Below are 19,448 nucleotides of genomic sequence, written 5' to 3' on the forward strand. Positions count from 1 at the left end.
GCGATGGCAGCATTCGAATACAAGGCAGTAGACAACTTCGGCAAGAAGGTACTGGGACGCATCGAGGCAAGTAACGACGATGATCTTGAACTGCGCCTGACACGCATGGGGCTTGACCTTGTCAATTTTCGTCCAGCGCGAAAGGGCCGTCTGTTTTCCCATCGTAACCGTATCGATCGCCCAGAACTCGTTACCTTTTGCTTCCACCTTGAGCAACTGACGCGCGCCGGTGTTCCTATACTTGAAGCGCTCGCTGACCTGCGAGACAGCGTGCCAAACCCGCGCTTCCGTGATGTGCTTTCCGCCATTATTGAGGATATACAAGGCGGGAAGAATCTTTCTGGCGCACTTGCAGGGTTTCCGACAATCTTCGATCCGGTTTTTATCAGCCTGATCTCCGCCGGCGAACAAAGTGGCGAATTACCGGCCATCCTGCGCGAACTGACTGAATCGCTCAAGTGGCAGGATGAGCTGGCAGCTCATACAAAGAAGATCATCATGTATCCGGCTTTTGTCGGTACAGTCATTATCGGCGTAATGGCTTTTATGATGATTTACCTTGTTCCCCAGCTTGTTGGATTTATAACCAGCATGGGGACAGAAATACCTGTACATACCAGGGCGCTGATCTTTGTTTCTGATTTTGTCACCCACTACTGGTACCTGTTCCTTGTTGTTCCACCCTCCCTTTTCTTTGGCATTCGTTACTGGGCACGTCACAGCAGCGCCGGGCGCTACCGGGTAGACCAGTGGAAACTTAATGCCCCTGCAATTGGTGGCATATACAAGAAAATCATTTTGTCGCGCTTTACCAGCAACTTTGCTCTCCTTTACAAGGCCGGCGTTACTGTTCTTGATTGCATCCGCATGGGAGAAACACTGGTTGGCAACGCCGTCATCGCTGAAGCCCTTCAGCGGGTAAGACACCAGATCAGTGAAGGTGTCGCATTGACCTCCAGCTTCGAAAATACCGGTCTTTTCCCACCACTCGTGGTACGCATGTTCCGGGTGGGTGAAAGCAGCGGCGCACTGGATAACTCGCTGGAGAATGTCAGCTATTTCTTCAACCGCGATGTGCAGGAATCCATCGACCGCGTCCAGTCACTGATAGAACCTGTGCTGACTGTCGTCCTTGGCGCCATGCTTGGCTGGGTTATGCTTTCTGTCCTTGGGCCTGTCTACGATATGCTCGGTGAAGTGACGAGGTAACTTCATGAAATATGTTATCTACGTCAATGGCGAACAAAGCAGCCTGTACCAGGTTGGCAGGCACTCGGTGCAACATCTCGGAAGCTATCTGGCCGGTCTTGCCGGGATGCACAGATTACGTGATGCTCTGCTGAAGCTTCATCACCATCCGGTATCTATTCTTGTAGACCTTATTGAGGAGGAGTTTCGTCACGACAACCTTCCTCATATACTTGGACGTGACCGTGCCCGCATGCTGGCACGTATGGCAGGAAAACTTTTCCGCGGTACACCTTTCCGCTACAGCCAGGTCATCGGACGCAGTCGTGAAGGCCGTCGTGATGACAAGGCACTGTTCAGCGCCTTGACCAACCCTGACAACCTGATGCCATTGATCAGCCTGTTGGATGAAACGGCCACACCGCTAGAGGGCATTTTTTCGCTGCCTCTCATCAGTGCGGATATCCTCAAGCCAATGCGTGCTTGTGGTGAAAATATCCTCCTGATAACCGAACAACCAGGCGGTGGATTACGCGAAACCTTCCTGCGCAAGGGTACGGTAGAATTCAGCCGGCTTGCGCCTATACAGGAATCCTCACCAGAAGAATATTGCCGCTTGCTCGATGCAGAAGTTCACAAGACTCATCGTTATCTGAATACGCTGAGACTTGTTGCACCCGGAGAATCGATCGACGTCTATCCTGTTGCTGATTCACTTCGTTGCGAAGCTGTAGCACGTGAGTGTCGTGAATCAGAACAACTGGCTTTTTACCCGGTTGATATACGCCAGCTTGCGCTGGCGACAGGCTGTAAAAACTTTCCGGACACAGGCTTCAGTGATGCCTTGTTTGCCTTCCTTCTCGGCAACTCACGTCACGGGAATCATTATGCCCAGCCCCAGCACTTAAAACGTATGCGTGGTTGGCAGGGTTCGGTGGCTATTCGCGCAGCAAGCTGGATTCTGGCTGTCATCGGGCTGAGCTGGTCCGGTATGAATGTTATCGATGGCTGGATGGCAACCCGCGAGCAAGTCCAGATTGCCGCCAGTCGCGAGTCTATTTCGGAACGTTATACCCAGCTGACACAGGAGCTGCCAGTGCAGCCCGCCGAGGCGCGCGCCATGCGCGAAGCAACCGCACTGGCCAACAGCCTTGAGCAACACCCATTGCAATCCAGCCGTATATTCGGGCTTCTTGGCAAGGCGTTCACCATTAACCCGGAACTTGAGTTACGCAAACTGCGCTGGTTCACATCGGATAAAACCGATGCTCGTGAGCCCGTTTCACTGGTATCTTCAAATAATACTGCCGGCCTTCCCTTGCCGGTGTACTCGGTTGCAATAGTCTCCGGCTCCCTACGAGAGTTTGATGGAAGCTACCAGCACGCACAGGACCAGATTGAAAAAATGGTCGCCTGGCTCAGTGATCAGCCTGGCGTCATTACCGTGGATATCGAACGCGCGCCCATTGATACGAGACCCGACACGCAGATACAGGGTGAAATTGACAATCGACTGAAAAATAGCCGCGCAGATTTTGAGCTACGCGTGGTAATGGAGCTCGACAATGAAACGGTTTGAACTTGACCGGGACATGTTAATGGCTCCGGCAAAGCGCCTGCTTCTGATTGCCGGTGTCGTCAGTCTGTTTGCCGGCTTGAGTGCCTGGTATTCCGGCACCCAGCATGAAAGACTTGCGCGTGAACGCGCAGACCTTAACGTGCTGCGCGCCGAATACCGCGACGCAGTGGAAGCCGGCGGCATACTTCGCACCTCACAACAACGCTACCGTGATCTCGAGCAGCGAGGTTTTATCGGTGATGAACCCAGGCTGTTATGGATAGAGTCTCTGCGCAACAGCGGCCAGTCACAGCGCCTGTACAATCTTAAATATAATCTCAACCAGCAACGTCCGGTAACCCTCAGTGATGGTCCACAGACTTCACATTACCAGCTCTTTGCCAGCCCCATGAAATTGCACCTGGATCTGGCGCACGAGGGGCGTTTGATCGGCTTCTTCGAAAACCTGCGCCGTGAACGCCCGGCTGTATACCAGCTGCACGACTGCACAGTAGCGCCTACGTTTGGCAACCAGGATGTCAATTTCGGCAAGCCCAACATTGCCGCGGATTGTGAACTGGTCTGGTTCACCGCTCGCCCGATCGAACATGTCGAGGAGGACCCAATGTGAGGTACTCAAACCTGGCCCTATCATTAATCTTTCTACTGACACCTTGTGCTACTGCACTGGCTGATCCGTGGGGTCTACTGTTCACCACTCCGAACCAGCGTGCCCGTCTGGATAGCGGGCAGGCAGAGCCTGCCCCCTCGGCAAGCAGCTCTTCCGGTGGTTCCAGGCAGGAAAGTGCAGTCGAGCCTATACAGTTAACCGGCACGCTGACCAGCAACAGGGGTAAGCGCACGGCCTGGATAAATGGCAAACCGGCTTCCCGTGACGTTCGTGTACTTGGTGCAGGGCGTGTACAGCTATACACACCTTCATCAGAATCACCTCTCCTGATCAAATCCGGTCAGCGGCTTAACCCCCAAACGGGGGAGATTGTCGAAGGCTACACAGCGCCGCCGGAAGCTGTAAACGCTACTGCGCAAACGGAGACGGACACGGCCGACGCGCCGATGTGATCACCGTCATGCGCCGCTGCACTCATCTTCCCTTTCCCTGCAAACAACACGGCGCCGCCCTGTTACTGTTTGTTATCGCGTTGGTGATGGCAGCCAGTTATGCCCTGCTTAAAAAGGTCAACCAGGCGCCTGATGCCTCTGCCCGTGAACGCCACACCATGATGCAGCTCAACCAGGCGCGCGCCGCACTGCTGGGTTATGCTCTCAACGGCCTTGATCCTGTCAGCGCCACCATTCAGCCCGGACGTATGCCCTGCCCGGATTATGATCTGGATGGCGCCAGCGATAACTGTAATATCGTCAGTGGTCGCGTTCAGCCCGGACGCTTGCCCTGGTTGACGCTGGGCCTGTCAGAACTGCGTGATGCCGCAAACGAACCTCTCTGGTACGTACCGGCGATAGAATTTACCGGCGTCCAGCCAATCAACAGTAATACGGACACTACCGCACTGCGCATAGACGGTGGCGCAGAGGCACTGGTCGCCATCGTGCTTGCACCCGGCGCCGTGCTGGGTTCCCAGTCGCGACCATCCGGCAATCCGCTGGCACAGCTTGATCCTGCACGTTATTTAGAAGATATAAATGCCCTTGCCGGGACAAATTATGTCAGTGCTCCATCCAGTAGCGCCACCGACTTCAATGACCGCCTGTTGGCTATTCGACTTGACCGCTTTATGTCACAACTGGAAGCACGCGTGCTGAGAAAGATATCTGCGCTACTCGGCCCGGGGCCTTATCCAAACCCCGCAGCCGTCGGATCCACCGCCTGCGATAACACCCTCGTTGAAGGCCTGTTACCACTCACGACAGATCCACTGCTGACGTGTGATGCTGCACTACCTGTTTTCCCCAACTGGTTCGCCAGTGACTGGCAGAAACTCGTCTGGTATGTCATGGATCCATCGTCCAGCCTCACTGTTCAGCTTGCGGACGGAGGACTGCTCCCTGGCCAGCAGACCCTGCTGTTTTCAGCCGGTGTACCGCTGACCGCCATTGGCCAGCCTTCACCCCGCTCAGCATCGCCCGATGTTTTACAGTTGCTGGATGATTCGGACAATACCGATGGTGTCCCCACCTACCGGGAACCGGTTCCTTCACTGACCGACAATGACCAGCTGATGATCGTTTCGCCATGACTGATACTACTACACAACGCGGCTTCACACTGATTGAAATGGCCATTGTTCTGGTCATACTCGGCTTGCTGCTGGGCGGCGTTCTCGCGCCACTTTCTGCTCGCCAGGAACAGGAACGCCGCGATAAAAATGCCGAGCTGCTGGAGAAGGCGCGCGATGCGCTTATCGGGTTTGCACTGGTTAACGGAAGATTGCCATGCCCGGACACGGATACGGCGGGCAACCCGGGTAGTGGACAGGAGAATTCTCCCTGCTCTACCAACCCGGCCACTCCGCCACCGCAGGGACGACTCCCCTGGGTAACGCTCGGCGTTGTCGGTGAGTATGACGCCTGGGGTGCACCAAACCAGATTCGTTATATCGTAAACGGTGGTTTCACAACTCCTTTTACCCTTGGCACGGCCGGTTCCTTCAATGGAATCATCGAGGTGCATACTGCTGCGGGAAACTGTGGGACCACCAACAACCTGGTCGCCTGGAACATCCCCGCACTGATATGGAGTTCGGCGCAGACAAATTACGCCACACAATCGCCGCCGCGAGCTGACGAGGCAGAAAATGCTGACATCGATCGCTGCTTTGTCTACCGGGAGTACAGCACGCGTGATGGCCAGGAGTTTGATGATCAGATGGTGTGGGTGTCACAAAACGTTCTTTTTAACCGCATGATCGAAGCGGGTCGTTTGCCCTGAACCTTGCGCAACACAATAACACCCTGTATTAAAAAGATATTTATAAAAACATTCGATGCTGTCACAAAATTAAAGGCTGACGCATTTCAGGCCGATAACCAGCTACGTTCCATAGTGAACTCAACAGATAATTTACGCGCGGTTAACCCTTTTTCAGGCTGCGCGTAAAAACGAATTGAATGACGGGGAAATACCATGAATAGTAAACAACGCGGTTTTACACTGGTCGAGATTGCCATTGTGCTGGTCATTATCGGCCTTCTGCTGGGCGGTGTGCTCAAGGGCCAGGCGATGATCGAGAATAGCCGCTACAAACGACTGGTGGCTGACCTGGACTCGTTCCGTACTGAGGTCTACATGTTCCAGGACCGCTACGGCGCACTCCCTGGTGACATGATTAACGCCAGCACGCGGCTTAATGCGGCGGCAGCCAACGGTAATGGCGACGGTAGTGTGAATGGTGGCTGGTGCGATTCAGCTGGCGAGGAAGCCTGCCTTGTCTGGTCACATCTACGTTATGCCGGTTTGCTTGGAGGTGACCCTACAGCCGTAAGTCCCAATGATGCACGTGTTTTTGACAACCCCTACGGCGGCATCTATGACTCGGTTTCTACAGGAAACTGGGCGAACGGCCGTACCGAGCTCAAAATCCTGATGAGGAACATGCCCGGCGATGTTGCCCAACGCCTCGACGATGAGATTGACGATGGAAATGCGACAACGGGTGAGGTCGCGCGCTACCAGGGCGCGGGGGCAACCTATGATCCGAACGCCAGATTGAGTGTTTTCGTGTCACTCTGACCCGTCATCACCACACCTCGAAAAAGGGCCGAAAGGCCCTTTTTTGTTACCCGCCGCACCTCCTGAAAGCATAACGGCCTGTTTCTTGCTTCAGTCATGCTGTTATGTACAAAAATGTATTCGACATCAAAAACCTGTGTCTTCATGAGACCTTATTGCCGGGCGCGCCGCGTGCAAAAACACCGGCCCGCCGGCCTCTTCCGGTCTGTTTGCGCCGCTTTAAGACAGTATTTTTGCATCAAGCCGGGTCAGATCAAAATCGTCAATTCAATCAGTGCGCTACACGGAAATTTGACGCCTGCTGGAATTACGGCGGCATACGCCCTGATTTAGTGGGGGTTTAGCGCGCATGCACCAGCAAATCAATCTGTTTCAGCCGGTTTTCAGAAAACAGCACAAAGTGTTTTCCGCCACCACGCTGTCACAAATCGTGGGCGCTGTTGCTGTCTTGCTGATCCTGCTGCTGGGGCATGCCGGATGGACGCTGACAGGAATGAATGCCACCGCAGATAACCTGCAGGAACAATACGACCATCTCCAGCAACAAGTTAAAGCGCTGGACGAGACGCTGCGCACACCGGATACCCAGCTGCTGGATAGCGAGATCGAACAACTTCAGTCGAGTATCGAGGAAAGAAATCTGTTGCTGACGCGTTTCGGCAACCTGGTCATCGACCAACAGACTGGTTTCTATGACCACTTCCGCACGCTCGCCGAACTGAATGTTCCCGGCCTCTGGCTGGAGGGTGTAAGTCTGGACGGCAATGCCAATGTCGAAATCCGGGGCAGTACGCTGGAGGCGAGGCTGGTACCGCTCTATTTGCAGCAGCTTGAAGATCAAAAGGAACTGTCTTCAACTGCCTTTGAAACCGTGCAGCTTGCGCGACCGGACGTACAGCAGCCAAAGATCGGCTTCGTGCTGCGTAATTTCCAGGGAGAGCCGGCGTGGGATTGAAGATCAGGCTGCAACAAATCTCCGAGCGTATCGATGCGCTGGAATTGCGCGAACGTGTCCTGTTGCTGGTGGCAGCCATCGCGGTGCTGTTTTTCAGCATTGATACGCTGGCGCTTCAGCCTGTTCTGAAGTCACAGCAAGTGGCGCGTGAACGTATAACCGAACTGGAATCACGCCTTGACGCACTGCGTCAGCAAGCCCGCCTGCTGCGTTACCGGAGTGATGTTGACCCTTTGCAGGCCAGACACGAACAGCGAGACAGACTGAAGCTCGAACTTGACTCACTGGACAAGCAGATTGTCGAGCAACTCGGTGCGCTGGTAGAACCTGCGCAGGCCGCGGACGTGCTGGAGCAGGTGTTGGCAAATCACCGCGGCCTCAGGCTCGTTACCCTCGAAGCCAGCACACGCACGCTTGACGACGTTGAAATCGAGGATGGCGACACTGCAGGGCTTGGTCGTTACCAGATCGATATGGTCGTGGATGGAAACTATATGGACGTACTGGCCTATCTCGGGGAGCTCGAATCACTGCCATGGAAATTCTTCTGGCAAAAAGTCGATTTCCAGAGCACAGAATACCCGCATGCAACAACGCGTCTGAAACTTTATACGCTGGGGGCCAGCCATGGCTAGATATCTTGCAGTAATCGTGCTTGGTGTGCTGCTGGCAAACACGGCCATGGCATTCAGTGACCCGACCCGTCCTGCTGACCCGGTACTGTATTTCGGTAACGGAAACAGCCGTGGTGGCTGGGCGCTGCAATCCATAATTTTTTCCAATGATCGCCGAATCGCCATTATTAACGGGCAGCGCGTAAAGGAAGGCGGACGAATCGGGTCAGCCCGGGTCGCACGCATCGAGAACTCGCACGTTGTACTCAAAACCCGGGGCCGAACGCTGAAACTGCGCCTGCACCCTGACCTGGTAAAGACAAGGCCATGAACATGAATCATCGCATATCTGTCACTTGTATCCTGTTCGCCAGCATGGCACTCAGTGCCTGTCAGCAAATACCCGTCCGCACAGTCACCAGACTGCCGGCCATTACCGAGGCACTGGACACTGCCCGGTCACAACAGCCTGTCGTACCTGCAGAACCCCCGAAGGCTGTTCAGGACGCGCTGCTTCCGCCAGTGCAAGGCACGCTGGGCCGGCAGACACCGCACGTGCCGACCTATGACGTTACGGTTAAAGATGTTCCGGCACGTGAGTTCTTCATGAGCCTGGTGGATGGTACCGGTGACAATATGGTCGTACACCCGGAGGTTTCGGGAACCCTGACGCTGGATCTCAAGGATGTAACCACCGAAGAGGTGCTCGCCACTGTGCGCGATGTCTATGGCTACGAATTTCGCCACAAACACGGGGTCTACCAGATATTCCCTGCGCGCATGCGCTCGCGTGTCTTCAAGGTAAGCTATCTCGACCTGCAACGCAGGGGCAGCTCGCGTACTCGCGTCAGCTCCGGGCAGGTAACACAGGCACCACCGTCCAGTTCAACACGTGGCGGAAACAATGCTTCCGGAACAGGATCAACGGGAGGATTGGCCAATCCTCCTGCTGCAGGATCACCCAACAGAAACAACCAACGCAGTTTTTCGGGCGCCCAGGTTTCCACACAAACAGATTCCGATTTCTGGATGACGCTGGAAACATCACTGAAAACATTGATCGGCGAGAAGGATGACCGCAAGATTATCGCCGACCCACTGTCCGGCACTGTACTGGTACGCGCCATGCCGCGTGAGTTACTGGATGTCGAGCAGTACCTGGATACATTACAGCGCTCCGTCAACAGGCAAGTTATTATCGAAGCCAAGATTGTCGAAGTACAATTGAACGATGCTTTCCAGGCTGGCGTTAACTGGAGCCAGTTTATTGATATCCAGGGCGCAAGCCGTGAGCTCACCGCCGGCGTATTCGGAACAGGGCTGGCAAGCCCACTGAACAACATCGACAATGCCGACGCATCAACATTGAGCAGCGTTTTTGCACTGGATGCACATATCGGAGACTTCGATGCGCTGCTGGAACTCCTTAAAACGCAGGGTGACGTTCAGGTACTATCCAGTCCGCGCGTTTCGACCGTCAACAACCAGAAAGCCATTATCAAGGTCGGTACTGACGAGTACTTTGTAACAGACCTGGACATTGAAACAGACGTTGCCAATAGCGTTTCCAACCAGTCTGCGGATGTTACCCTGACCCCGTTTTTCTCGGGCGTTGCGCTGGATGTCACGCCACAGATAGATGAAGACGGCAGTATTACCATGCACGTCCACCCGGCCATCAGCGAAGTAACCGAAGATCAGAAGCGCATTAACATATCGACATCGACTTCCTTTTCTCTGCCGCTCGCAACCAGTTCGATTCGTGAATCGGACACCATTGTGCGGGCGCATAACGGGCAAGTCGTTGTTATAGGCGGACTGATGCAGGACATCGTAAAGGATGATGTTGCAACAACTCCGTTTTTCGGCGATCTGCCCATTGTAGGCACGGCGTTCCGCCACACACGCAAGGTCTCGCGTAAAACCGAACTCGTTATTCTGTTGCGCCCGGTTGTTGTCAATGCAGATCGCGGATGGTCTAACGAAATACAACACACCGGTAACAGGTTTAACACTATCAGTCACCCGGATATACCCTTGTCAACCTGGTAATACGATGATGTACCTCAACCACTTTTCGCTGACCGAGCCACCGTTTACGCTAACACCGGATACGGAGTTTTTCTTCGACAACGGTGCACACCGCGAAGCCCTGAATGTATTACGGGTCGCGCTGCATGGTGGGGAAGGGTTTATCAAGGTTACCGGTGAAGTCGGAACCGGGAAAACCCTGCTTTGCAGAAAGTTGCTTGGCTTGCTGGACGACACCTGTACAGCCTATATCCCGAACCCGTTTCTTAACCCGGTGGCGCTACGCATGGCCCTCGCAGAAGAACTGGGCATCAAGTTTGCGCGCAATATTGGCCAGCACCGGCTGCTTGGTCTAATCACCGAACGGCTCATCGAGTACGCCGCACAGGACAAGCAGGTTGTCCTGCTGCTTGACGAAGTGCAGGCCATGCCGGATGAAACGCTGGAAGCACTACGCCTTCTGACCAATCTTGAAACCGAGAAACGCAAGCTCATGCAGGTTGTCCTGTTTGGGCAGCCTGAACTCGATCACCGTCTGTCTCAAAAGCATCTTAGGCAACTCAGGCAACGTATTGTCTTTTCCTACCAGCTTGGCGCTCTCGACAGGCACACGCTCGGAAAGTACATCATCCACCGCCTTCGTGTGGCCGGTTGCGACAATCCGGAGCTGTTCACTGCGCGTGCACTTAAACAGATACACCGTGCAAGTCGCGGCATACCGCGCCTGGTCAACCTGCTCTGCCACAAGTCCATGATGGCGGCCTATGGCGCCGGCGCCACTCAAATAGGCGTGACTTACATACGGCTTGCCGCAAAGGATACCGAGGATACCTGCCATTCACACCGTCGCCGGGTAGCGATGGCCTCCGGCCTGGCCGGCCTGCTGGCCCTGACCAGTGCCGGACTGTTGTATGCGTACGGATTATGAGCCTGATAAATCAAATGCTACGTGACCTTGACGCACGTCGTGGCCCCGCCAGTCACGTCGAGGCTGCTGCATTGCAGGGTATGGGCCTGGCCGATACTCCTCGCTTCAGCCTGTCGCCAATGGTGTGGCGAACCGGTTTGGCGGCCGGGCTCGTAGTCGCCGGAATGCTGTTCCAGTTTGCTTACCAAAGCTGGCAGGAACAGCAAGACAGCCATGTACCTTCACCACCGGTAAATACAGCGCTGCCAGAGACCAGAACAGACATGCCACAGCCCGGGCAAACGGCTACAACCCATGCCACACAGGAAGCGGGCATTGTTACGCCGCCCGCAAAAATATCTGTGGCCGATACCCCGGTTAGTACCGGCCTTGTTTCCTCACCAGCGCCCCTCGTGTCGAATGACGTGGCCGCATCAGAGGACAAACCCACGCCAGAGCCCACACCCGTTACAGCTGCCAAAAAAGTACTGACGACGGAAGAGACAGCGCAACGTCACTATAACCGTGCCCAGGGTTTGTTAAAGAACGGAAATCTGCATGCTGCCACTGTAGCGCTTCAATCTGCTCTCGAACTGGAGCCCGGAAGAACCGATACGCGCATTCAGCTTGCCGGCTTGTGGCTACAGCAGGGTCTCGCAGATAAAGCACACGGCCTGCTCCAGTCCGGATATCAGACTGATCCCGGCAGCACACCACTGGCTGTTGCCTATACCCGCCTTCTTGCCGACCGTCAGGAATATGCGTCAGCGCTCGAAATACTCACACCGGTACTCAACAAAAACGGTACTTCACCGGATTTGCTTGCGCTGTCAGCCGGTATTCATTACCGGCTTGGTCAGTACCGGACGTCAGCGAATCAGTATCGGGCCGCACTGTCCCTTCACCCTGAGCAAGGCGTCTGGTGGATGGGGCTTGGTGTTTCACTTGAGCACGACAGAAAACCCGCCGAAGCACTCGCAGCATACCGGAAAGCGCAGATGACCTCGTTAAATCTTGTGCTCAGAAAATTTATAACCGGGCGAATCAACGCCCTGTCTCGGAATATGGACTAGGCTATGTCTGCAATTATGCCCACACGGCGCATTCGTATCGGCGACCTTCTGGTAGAACAAAAGATTATATCGGAAGCCCAACTTAATGAGGCGCTCAAGGAACAGAAAAAGAGCGGGCGCAAACTCGGCCGTGTACTCATCGAAAACGGGTTTGTCGATGAAGACCAGCTTTTGCTGCTGTTGTCCGAGCAACTCAACATACCTTATGTAGATCTGTCACGCTTCGAACTGAATCCCGATCTGGTTACACGACTTCCCGAGACCCATGCCCGGCGTTATCGAGTGCTCGTGCTCAAGGAAACGGCTACCGGGCTCATGGTCGGCATGGGAGATCCTACCGATATTTTCGCCTATGACGAGCTGGTACGTTTGCTGAAAACGGACGTCCAGATCGCCTGCGTCAAGGAAAGCGACCTTTTACATAATATCGACCGCATGTACCAGCATGCTGATCAGTTGCGACATCTGGCCAATGAGGTTGGCCAGGACCTGGCCGATAATGCTTTTGATCTACGTACGCTCTCCAGGAGCAGTGACCAGAGTGACGCTCCTGTTGTACGCCTTATTCAGACGGTTTTCGAGGATGCCGTTCGTGCAGACGCATCGGATATCCACATTGAACCTGACGAAGATGTTCTCCGTATACGTCGCCGGATCGATGGCGTGTTGCACGAACAGATTATGGAAGATACCCGTATTGCATCGGCTGTTGTTTCACGTCTTAAATTGATGGCAGAAGCCGACATATCTGAAAAACGTTTACCCCAGGATGGCCGCTTTACCCTGCGCGTGCTCGACAAACATATTGATGTTCGTCTTGCGACCATACCGACGCAAACCGGTGAAGCCGTTGTTATGCGACTACTGGATCATGGCTCAGCCATTCGAAAACTCGACCAGCTGGGCATGCCTGAGGATATACTTGAACGTTTTCGTGCGCATGTACATCGTCCCCACGGACTTGTGCTGGTGACCGGGCCTACAGGTAGCGGCAAGACCACTACCCTGTACGCGGCATTATCAGAACTCAACAAACCACAGAAGAAAATAATCACGGTTGAAGACCCTGTTGAATATCAGTTACCACGCATCAACCAGGTCCAGGTTAATCACAAGATCGACCTGGGTTTTTCCCGAGTACTGCGCACCACACTCCGGCTTGACCCTGATATTATTCTCGTCGGCGAAATGCGCGATCGCGACACCGGTGAGATAGCGCTCAGAGCCGCGCTTACCGGTCATCTTGTCTTGTCCACACTGCATACCAATGATGCTGTCAGCACGGCGATGCGTCTTGTTGACATGGGACTTGAACCCTACCTGATTGCTTCTTCGGTTCAGGCTATTCTGGCCCAACGCCTGATACGCAGAATATGCAGTAACTGCAGCAGTCCAAAGATTCTCGATCCGGGTGAACAGGCCTGGCTGAAAGCGGTATCCGGCGAGGCAGAGTGCAGCCATACCTTTCATGAGGGCAGTGGTTGCAACCAGTGTAATCATACCGGTTACCACGGCCGCATAGGCGTCTATGAAATGCTTGATATCGATTATGTTCTCGCCGATGCGTTAAGACGTAATGCGCCTGCAGAATTCGAGAATGGCGCACGTGATCAAGCCGGGTACAGACCCTTGCTCGATAATGCACTCGATTTTGCACGCCAGGGTATTACCAGTCTTGCCGAAGTCATGCGGCTCAGTGGCGCTACGGTATAAACTGTATGCCTGAATTTCAATATAAAGCACGAGGCCATCGCGGCGACGCCATTGAAGGTGTTATCGATGCACCCAGTTCGGATATTGCCGCCACACGTCTGATCGAAGGTGGGTTGACGCCGGTAGATATACACATCGCTGAAGAAAAATCCGGCCTGAGCGCAGACCTTAGCGACCTGTTCCCGGCGAAGATTGAATTAATTGACCTTATCCAGTTCAGCCGCCAGATGTACAGCCTGATGAAAGCCGGCGTACCAATTCTCAGTGCCTTGCACGGCCTCGCCGTGAATGGGCGCAACCGTACGTTGGGGCGTACGCTGAATGGCGTCATTGAAAATCTTGAAGCCGGTCGCGACCTCTCCAGTTCGCTGGCACAGTTTCCAGACGTCTTTTCTGTCTTTTACGTCAGTCTCGTTCGTGTTGGCGAAACCAGCGGTCGTCTCGATGAAGTATTCAGGCAACTGGCAACCTACCTTGACCGCGAACTGAAGACCCGCAAGAAAGTGAAATCAGCCCTGCGTTATCCGACATTTGTCCTGACTGCCATCCTGGCAGCAATCACCATCATTAATATTTTTGTTATTCCCGCTTTTGCAGAGGTATTCAAAAGTCTCGGCGGGCAGCTTCCACTGCCCACCCGGATCCTGGTTGCCATGTCCAATGCAACGGTCAATCATTGGGAACTGCTGCTGCTGGGTGCTGCCGTGATATTTGTCGGCGGCCATTTTTATATCAATAGTGATGCCGGACGCTACAAATGGCACAAGCTGCAACTCCGCCTGCCTATGGTCGGCAAAGTCATGTACAAAGCTACGTTGGCACGTTTCAGTCGTCTTTTTGCGCTGGTACTCAATGCCGGCGTACCGATTGTTACCGCACTGTCCGTTATTGGTCGCGCCCTGAACAACGAGTTCATCGAGGAACGTGTACTCAGCATGCGTGATGGTATTGAACGCGGCGAGTCGGTCAGTCGCACGGCGTCAAGCACCGGGATTTTCGATCACCTGGTCCTGCAAATGCTCGAAGTGGGTGAGGAGTCCGGCACTACTGGCGAGCTACTGAAGGATATATCGGATTACTATGATGATGAAGTCGACTATGCGATCGAAAAGCTCAGTGCTTCGATTGAACCGACACTCACCATAGCCCTGGCCTGCCTGGTTGCCCTGCTGGCAGCCGGTGTATTCCTGCCCATGTGGGATTTGTATAAAGTTGCACTCTGAAGGCCCTTAATGTGACTAAAGTCACAATTAATCTCCCTGCTATTTCAGATTTATTTTTAAAAATAATCACCAATAAAACAATATATTTCATAAATATTAATAAAACCAATGAAATAAAGGGGTAGCCGGCATAATGGGCCCATTCATTAAATTTACGAAAATATCGCAAAAGCTACTAAAGTACTGACGAAGTATTGACGATAATAATAACAGTAAACGCGGGCCTAATGCCCATTCAGGAGATTAACAGGATGAAAAAAGAAGCGGGTTTTACCCTAATAGAGCTGGTAGCAGTACTGGTTATTCTGGCCCTGCTGGGCGCAATGGCAGTACCGCGTTTTGTCGACGTATCCGGCCAGGCACTCACAGCTGCACAAAACGGCTCACTGGCAGGTGTACGATCCGGCCATGCAATGGCGATTGCCGACCTGCGTCGTCTTCCGACCGTTACAGAATTGTCAACATACGTCGGTGGTCCGAATATTTCGGCTGTCGGTACCGGTATACAAGTCGTCATCAATGGCACCAACTACACCGTTGAGACTTTCACCGACACCACATGCACTGCGGCTACCGCTGCTGTAGCGGATACCGTCGGTTGTATCGGTACTATTAACTAGTACTGCTCCCCCAACGGAGCATGACGAAAAGGGTGGGCTGGTGCCCGCCCTTTTTTTTGGACATAACGCCATGGATGTCGTCATTTCAAAAAAAAGTTGTCGCGGGTTCACGCTTGTCGAGCTTGTAGCCGTTTTATTGATTCTGGGTGTCACAAGCAGCGCCATCATGCTGCGCTGGGCGCCTGGCGACCAGTCGCTCCCGGCACAGGCTGACCTGCTGGCACGTAACCTGCGCCATACACAGGCAATGGCACTATCACGCGGTGTGGCGCTGACACTGGATGTCCAGTCCCCGACGACTTACGCCATAACCGATGGCGCGGCTACTATTCGAGATTCTGCCGGTGCGCTGCAGGATTTTGTTCTGGATAATGGCGTAACACTGAGTGTCAGTGATTTGAAATTTGATTCACTGGGCCGCCCCCTGAGTGGCGCCAGCCTCATGTCTACGACCCGGAGCTGGACGCTGAGTGGTGAAAGTTCTATAGCAACCGTCCTGGTTCAGCCCCTGACGGGCCATGTCACGGTGGCGCCATGAACTGCCCGGATCGCAAATGCTGTAGCGGATTTACACTTCTGGAACTCATTGCGGTTATCGTCATACTGGCTATTGCTGCTGTCCCCATTTCAGGACTGTTCACCAAAGCCAGCCTGAGCCTTCTCGAAAACCGAAGTATTCAGACAGCAACACAACTGGCGCAGGAGCAGGCAGAACTGATTCTTGGACGACGGCGCACCCAGGGGTTTGCCTCCATAATCACCGGCACATACCCCGAAGTACTTGCGGGAAACTATACCGGCTTCAATCGCACCACGTCCATAAGCCAACCCGTCACGGCACCTGCAGGTTGTCCCGCAGGTGCGTTGTGCGACCTGGTCACTGTTTCGGTCGATAAAGGCGCAAGCCCCTTGTCGGAAATCACCTTTGTGCTGGTGGACTACTGATGAAGGTTTGCAGCAAACACGATGGTTTCACCCTGCTCGAGATGGTGGTTACTATCGCCACACTGTCACTGCTTGCCATGCTGCTGACTCCGTACCTCAGCCTTTCGGTACAGGCCTACAATGAAAATGCCCTCGAATCAAACGTGCTTGGTGAATTGCGCTATGCCACAGAACGTATCACGCGTGAACTTCGTGAAATACGACGCAACCCCTCGTCGCTTTCCGACTACGAAGTTTCAACACCTCTGGTTGTGGGCAGCATCAGCTTTGTCCGCAATGACGGTGAAACTGTAACCATTGAAGACGCATCGCCACAACTGAATATGCGCTATGCGTCAGTTGCTGCAAACGCTGCTTTTCCGCTCAGTAATTCTTTGCAGCTGCTGACATTCAACTACCTGCGCAATGACGAAGTGACACCTGCCACCGGTTCTTCCGATCTTGCCTATATCGAGTTCGAAATTCAGCTCTCCTCCAACGGAAAAACCTACAGCCAGCGTAGCCGGGTCAGTCTGAGGGCGCAGCCATGACGCGCTTACCACAACATCAACGCGGCGCAATCACCCTGGTAGGCGCGTTGTTCATCGTGGTCGTTCTGTCTGTCATGGCCATTTCACTGCTACAGATGGCGCGCAGCAATATCCTCAACAGCGCGGTAAACAATGATGCCATAGAAGCCCTGTTCGTTGCCGAGACAGGCGTCGAGCATGCATCCTATCTTTATGCCAGTACGAGTTCATGTGCCGGACTGGCCGGTGTTGGTCCGGTGGCAGCAGGGCGCGGGAGCTTCGTGCTCAGTAACCCGGTGGTGCAACCGGGTGGCGAATGCCGTGTACAGGTAACCGCCAGTGTTGTGTCGGCCGGCACAGCCCCTTCTGTCCGCTCGGCACGGGTTGACCTTCGACTCGGTCTCCCGACCGGCGCGTGGGCTGTCGGTAAAAATGGCGCGATTTTTTTCTGGGATGGCACAAGCTGGACCGCATCCTCTTTTACGGCAAGCGATGACCTTAAAGCCATCACTTGTCCTACTGCAAACGTCTGCCACGCTGTCGGAAAAAATGGTGTCGTTCTGCACTATATCGGCGGGACATGGACAGAAACCATCCTGGATCCAGGCGAAGATTATGAAGATATTGCCTGTGCACCGAGTAACCCGGACTACTGCTTCCTTGTCGGTAAACAGGGTGGCGGTATTATTCGTTTCTGGGATGGCAGTAGCTGGTCGGCGCCCTCCGCGTCAACAGCCATTGTTGATGACCTCAAGGCAGTAACTTGCCCGTCCACCACCTGCTACGCCGTCGGGAAGAAGAACCAGCCGCCACTGGTCTATAACGGTAGCACATGGGTCAACGACGGTACTGATAACATAAACAAGGAACTCAAGGGCGTCAGTTGCTACTCAACCACCGGTTGCCAGGCTGTCGGTAAAAGAAACGGTTCGAATTATACTTTTGCACAACGTCCGGGCGGTTCATTTACCTGGCAACGAAACCAGGTTGCATCGGGCTTTAACAAACCAGACCTTGAATCGGTCTATTGCATATCCGCCAGTGACTGCTGGGCAGCCGGCAAGAAGCGCAAGCCAGGTAATGATTTTAGCCTGGTACACTGGGACGGCACCAGTTGGATTAGCTGGCCTACTGCAGCACTCGGTAAAGGTGAAGACCTGAAAGGCATATCCTGCTCTTCCACAATCGACTGTTTTGCAGTAGGAAAGAAGGGTAGCGTCCTGCACTGGAATGGCAGCACATGGTCAGACGCATCATCAGGTTTAACCAACCCTGACCTGGAATCCGTCGTGTTTACCGGGGGCTCGTCTGGCAGCAGCGTCGCCCTGGTTCGTTGGGAAGAACTCATCAGAAATTGACATGTAAGACCAAATCCACGACTCTCCGCCGTAGACTTTAAAAGAGGCAACCGCGTGTTTTCATTTACGAAAAAACAAAAAGGGAACCGCCTGACCGCGCTCGCGCAAAGTCCGGCAGGTACGGTCTGCGCCACGATAGTGAAAACGGGCACGGACAAGCCGCGACTTGAGCTGTGTGGCTTCTATCCAGCCAACCCTGGCCAGTCAGCCACCGGACACCTTCAGCAACTGGCGCGACAGCTCAAACTTTCCGGAAACAGTGTGACCACGCTACTGCCGATAGGTAACTACCAGCTGATGATGGTCGAAGCACCTGAAGTCCCTCCGGCGGAACTGAAAGCGGCCGTACGCTGGCGCATACGTGACCTGATTGATTTTCATATAGATGATGCCGTGCTTGATGTATTTGATGCGCCGCCCAGTGGCGCGCGCGGTGTGCAGGAAAGTCTCTATGTGGTGGTGTCACGCACATCGACGGTCAAATCGCTGATAGAGCCCTTTGAGGCTGCCGGCATTGAGTTGGGCATTATCGATATTCCCGAGCTCGCCATGCGTAATATCGCCGCCCGCCTCGAGGCTGACAAGGACGGTATCGCGCTGATTTTTTTCGGCGCAGATCACGCCCTCGTTACCCTGACACGCAACTCGACCCTCTACCTGGCACGCAGCATGGACTTCGGTTACCGACAGTTGCAGGAATCGCCGGAACTGGTCGACCGTCTGGCGCTGGAGCTTCAACGCTCCATGGACTACTACGACCGGCACTTTCAGCAGGCGCCGATCAGCACGGTGGCATTATGCCCGCTGCCCGTTGAACTGTCCGACCTGGCATCACGCCTTGGCGAGCAGACGGGTTTGCCAGTTCAAACCATCGATATTGCGGACATTGTCGAAATCGGTGGTGATGTTGAAACGGACCAGCTTGGTGAATGCGTACTTGCTATCGGAGCTGCGTTACGTACCGAGGCAACTCAACTCTAGAGCAAACCTTTTTGGGTCTGGCACCAAACTGTTGCAGGTTGCCGGGCTGTGCTCGCAAAGA

At 54.1% G+C, this 19,448-nt stretch carries 21 protein-coding genes; all 21 read left to right on the plus strand.

Annotated features, from left to right (window positions below):
• The first annotated feature begins 3 nt into the window (after positions 1 to 3).
• The 21 genes from DFR30_RS00390 to pilM all read left to right on the plus strand — a co-directional run bounded on the left by DFR30_RS00390 (position 4) and on the right by pilM (position 19,387).
• Positions 4 to 1,209: a type II secretion system F family protein gene (locus DFR30_RS00390; RefSeq protein WP_132970790.1), complete on the plus strand. Its 1,206-nt coding sequence runs from the start codon at positions 4 to 6 to the stop codon at positions 1,207 to 1,209.
• Between the two features lie 4 nt (positions 1,210 to 1,213).
• Complete coding sequence (locus DFR30_RS00395; RefSeq protein ID WP_132970791.1) at positions 1,214 to 2,767, plus strand: hypothetical protein; 1,554 nt, start codon at positions 1,214 to 1,216, stop codon at positions 2,765 to 2,767.
• Complete coding sequence (locus tag DFR30_RS00400; protein WP_132970792.1) at positions 2,754 to 3,377, plus strand: hypothetical protein; 624 nt, start codon at positions 2,754 to 2,756, stop codon at positions 3,375 to 3,377. The genes DFR30_RS00395 and DFR30_RS00400 overlap by 14 nt, the downstream gene beginning before the upstream one ends.
• Positions 3,374 to 3,829, plus strand: coding sequence for a hypothetical protein (locus tag DFR30_RS00405; RefSeq protein WP_132970793.1), 456 nt, complete (start codon positions 3,374 to 3,376; stop codon positions 3,827 to 3,829). Before DFR30_RS00400 ends, DFR30_RS00405 begins: the two co-directional genes overlap by 4 nt.
• Positions 3,830 to 3,837: 8 nt before the next feature.
• A complete protein-coding gene (locus DFR30_RS00410; RefSeq protein WP_132970794.1) occupies positions 3,838 to 4,965 on the plus strand; it encodes a hypothetical protein in 1,128 nt (375 codons plus the stop codon).
• On the plus strand, positions 4,962 to 5,657 hold the full coding sequence (locus DFR30_RS00415) for a type II secretion system protein (protein ID WP_132970795.1): 696 nt from the start codon (positions 4,962 to 4,964) through the stop codon (positions 5,655 to 5,657). Before DFR30_RS00410 ends, DFR30_RS00415 begins: the two co-directional genes overlap by 4 nt.
• A gap of 195 nt (positions 5,658 to 5,852) precedes the next feature.
• Positions 5,853 to 6,458: a prepilin-type N-terminal cleavage/methylation domain-containing protein gene (locus DFR30_RS00420; protein ID WP_132970796.1), complete on the plus strand. Its 606-nt coding sequence runs from the start codon at positions 5,853 to 5,855 to the stop codon at positions 6,456 to 6,458.
• Between the two features lie 349 nt (positions 6,459 to 6,807).
• Complete coding sequence (locus DFR30_RS00425) at positions 6,808 to 7,413, plus strand: PilN domain-containing protein (protein ID WP_132970797.1); 606 nt, start codon at positions 6,808 to 6,810, stop codon at positions 7,411 to 7,413.
• Positions 7,404 to 8,048 (plus strand): hypothetical protein, encoded by a 645-nt coding sequence (locus DFR30_RS00430; RefSeq protein WP_132970798.1) that lies wholly within the window; start codon positions 7,404 to 7,406, stop codon positions 8,046 to 8,048. Before DFR30_RS00425 ends, DFR30_RS00430 begins: the two co-directional genes overlap by 10 nt.
• Entirely contained in the window at positions 8,041 to 8,358 is a 318-nt protein-coding gene (locus DFR30_RS00435; protein WP_132970799.1) for a general secretion pathway protein GspB, read from the plus strand. Before DFR30_RS00430 ends, DFR30_RS00435 begins: the two co-directional genes overlap by 8 nt.
• Positions 8,359 to 8,360: 2 nt before the next feature.
• Positions 8,361 to 10,079, plus strand: coding sequence for a pilus (MSHA type) biogenesis protein MshL (gene mshL / locus DFR30_RS00440; protein ID WP_165869047.1), 1,719 nt, complete (start codon positions 8,361 to 8,363; stop codon positions 10,077 to 10,079).
• A 4-nt stretch (positions 10,080 to 10,083) separates the two neighbouring features.
• The gene (locus tag DFR30_RS00445) at positions 10,084 to 10,986 is read left to right on the plus strand and encodes an ExeA family protein (protein WP_243640637.1); all 903 of its coding nucleotides are present in this window, start codon (positions 10,084 to 10,086) and stop codon (positions 10,984 to 10,986) included.
• Positions 10,983 to 12,038, plus strand: coding sequence for a tetratricopeptide repeat protein (locus DFR30_RS00450; RefSeq protein WP_132970801.1), 1,056 nt, complete (start codon positions 10,983 to 10,985; stop codon positions 12,036 to 12,038). Before DFR30_RS00445 ends, DFR30_RS00450 begins: the two co-directional genes overlap by 4 nt.
• Positions 12,039 to 12,041: 3 nt before the next feature.
• A complete protein-coding gene (locus DFR30_RS00455) occupies positions 12,042 to 13,751 on the plus strand; it encodes a GspE/PulE family protein (protein WP_132970802.1) in 1,710 nt (569 codons plus the stop codon).
• 5 nt (positions 13,752 to 13,756) lie between these two features.
• Positions 13,757 to 14,974 (plus strand): type II secretion system F family protein, encoded by a 1,218-nt coding sequence (locus DFR30_RS00460; protein WP_132970803.1) that lies wholly within the window; start codon positions 13,757 to 13,759, stop codon positions 14,972 to 14,974.
• Positions 14,975 to 15,225: 251 nt separating this feature from the next.
• Positions 15,226 to 15,594, plus strand: a complete 369-nt coding sequence (locus tag DFR30_RS14625) for a type II secretion system protein (protein WP_132970804.1) — start codon at positions 15,226 to 15,228, stop codon at positions 15,592 to 15,594.
• Between the two features lie 40 nt (positions 15,595 to 15,634).
• Positions 15,635 to 16,132: a pilus assembly FimT family protein gene (locus tag DFR30_RS00470; RefSeq protein ID WP_132970805.1), complete on the plus strand. Its 498-nt coding sequence runs from the start codon at positions 15,635 to 15,637 to the stop codon at positions 16,130 to 16,132.
• Positions 16,129 to 16,539: a type IV pilus modification PilV family protein gene (locus DFR30_RS00475; RefSeq protein ID WP_132970806.1), complete on the plus strand. Its 411-nt coding sequence runs from the start codon at positions 16,129 to 16,131 to the stop codon at positions 16,537 to 16,539. Before DFR30_RS00470 ends, DFR30_RS00475 begins: the two co-directional genes overlap by 4 nt.
• Positions 16,539 to 17,069, plus strand: a complete 531-nt coding sequence (locus DFR30_RS00480) for a type II secretion system protein (protein ID WP_132970807.1) — start codon at positions 16,539 to 16,541, stop codon at positions 17,067 to 17,069. The genes DFR30_RS00475 and DFR30_RS00480 overlap by 1 nt, the downstream gene beginning before the upstream one ends.
• The gene (locus tag DFR30_RS00485) at positions 17,066 to 18,406 is read left to right on the plus strand and encodes a pilus assembly PilX N-terminal domain-containing protein (protein ID WP_132970808.1); all 1,341 of its coding nucleotides are present in this window, start codon (positions 17,066 to 17,068) and stop codon (positions 18,404 to 18,406) included. The genes DFR30_RS00480 and DFR30_RS00485 overlap by 4 nt, the downstream gene beginning before the upstream one ends.
• Positions 18,407 to 18,460: 54 nt before the next feature.
• Positions 18,461 to 19,387 (plus strand): type IV pilus biogenesis protein PilM, encoded by a 927-nt coding sequence (gene pilM / locus DFR30_RS00490; RefSeq protein WP_132970809.1) that lies wholly within the window; start codon positions 18,461 to 18,463, stop codon positions 19,385 to 19,387.
• Positions 19,388 to 19,448 lie beyond the last annotated feature (61 nt).

The organism is Thiogranum longum (assembly GCF_004339085.1).
GTDB classification, from domain to species: domain Bacteria; phylum Pseudomonadota; class Gammaproteobacteria; order DSM-19610; family DSM-19610; genus Thiogranum; species Thiogranum longum.

Excerpts from the sequence above, each read along its gene's own strand:
- DFR30_RS00390 (WP_132970790.1), top strand. The coding sequence starts at position 4 with ATGGCAGCATTCGAATACAAGGCAGTAGACAACTTCGGCAAGAAGGTA.
- DFR30_RS00395 (WP_132970791.1), top strand. The coding sequence starts at position 1,214 with ATGAAATATGTTATCTACGTCAATGGCGAACAAAGCAGCCTGTACCAG.
- DFR30_RS00400 (WP_132970792.1), top strand. The coding sequence starts at position 2,754 with ATGAAACGGTTTGAACTTGACCGGGACATGTTAATGGCTCCGGCAAAG.
- DFR30_RS00410 (WP_132970794.1), top strand. The coding sequence starts at position 3,838 with ATGCGCCGCTGCACTCATCTTCCCTTTCCCTGCAAACAACACGGCGCC.
- DFR30_RS00415 (WP_132970795.1), top strand. The coding sequence starts at position 4,962 with ATGACTGATACTACTACACAACGCGGCTTCACACTGATTGAAATGGCC.
- DFR30_RS00420 (WP_132970796.1), top strand. The coding sequence starts at position 5,853 with ATGAATAGTAAACAACGCGGTTTTACACTGGTCGAGATTGCCATTGTG.
- DFR30_RS00425 (WP_132970797.1), top strand. The coding sequence starts at position 6,808 with ATGCACCAGCAAATCAATCTGTTTCAGCCGGTTTTCAGAAAACAGCAC.
- DFR30_RS00435 (WP_132970799.1), top strand. The coding sequence starts at position 8,041 with ATGGCTAGATATCTTGCAGTAATCGTGCTTGGTGTGCTGCTGGCAAAC.
- mshL (WP_165869047.1), top strand. The coding sequence starts at position 8,361 with ATGAATCATCGCATATCTGTCACTTGTATCCTGTTCGCCAGCATGGCA.
- DFR30_RS00445 (WP_243640637.1), top strand. The coding sequence starts at position 10,084 with ATGATGTACCTCAACCACTTTTCGCTGACCGAGCCACCGTTTACGCTA.
- DFR30_RS00450 (WP_132970801.1), top strand. The coding sequence starts at position 10,983 with ATGAGCCTGATAAATCAAATGCTACGTGACCTTGACGCACGTCGTGGC.
- DFR30_RS00455 (WP_132970802.1), top strand. The coding sequence starts at position 12,042 with ATGTCTGCAATTATGCCCACACGGCGCATTCGTATCGGCGACCTTCTG.
- DFR30_RS00460 (WP_132970803.1), top strand. The coding sequence starts at position 13,757 with ATGCCTGAATTTCAATATAAAGCACGAGGCCATCGCGGCGACGCCATT.
- DFR30_RS14625 (WP_132970804.1), top strand. The coding sequence starts at position 15,226 with ATGAAAAAAGAAGCGGGTTTTACCCTAATAGAGCTGGTAGCAGTACTG.
- DFR30_RS00475 (WP_132970806.1), top strand. The coding sequence starts at position 16,129 with ATGAACTGCCCGGATCGCAAATGCTGTAGCGGATTTACACTTCTGGAA.
- DFR30_RS00480 (WP_132970807.1), top strand. The coding sequence starts at position 16,539 with ATGAAGGTTTGCAGCAAACACGATGGTTTCACCCTGCTCGAGATGGTG.
- DFR30_RS00485 (WP_132970808.1), top strand. The coding sequence starts at position 17,066 with ATGACGCGCTTACCACAACATCAACGCGGCGCAATCACCCTGGTAGGC.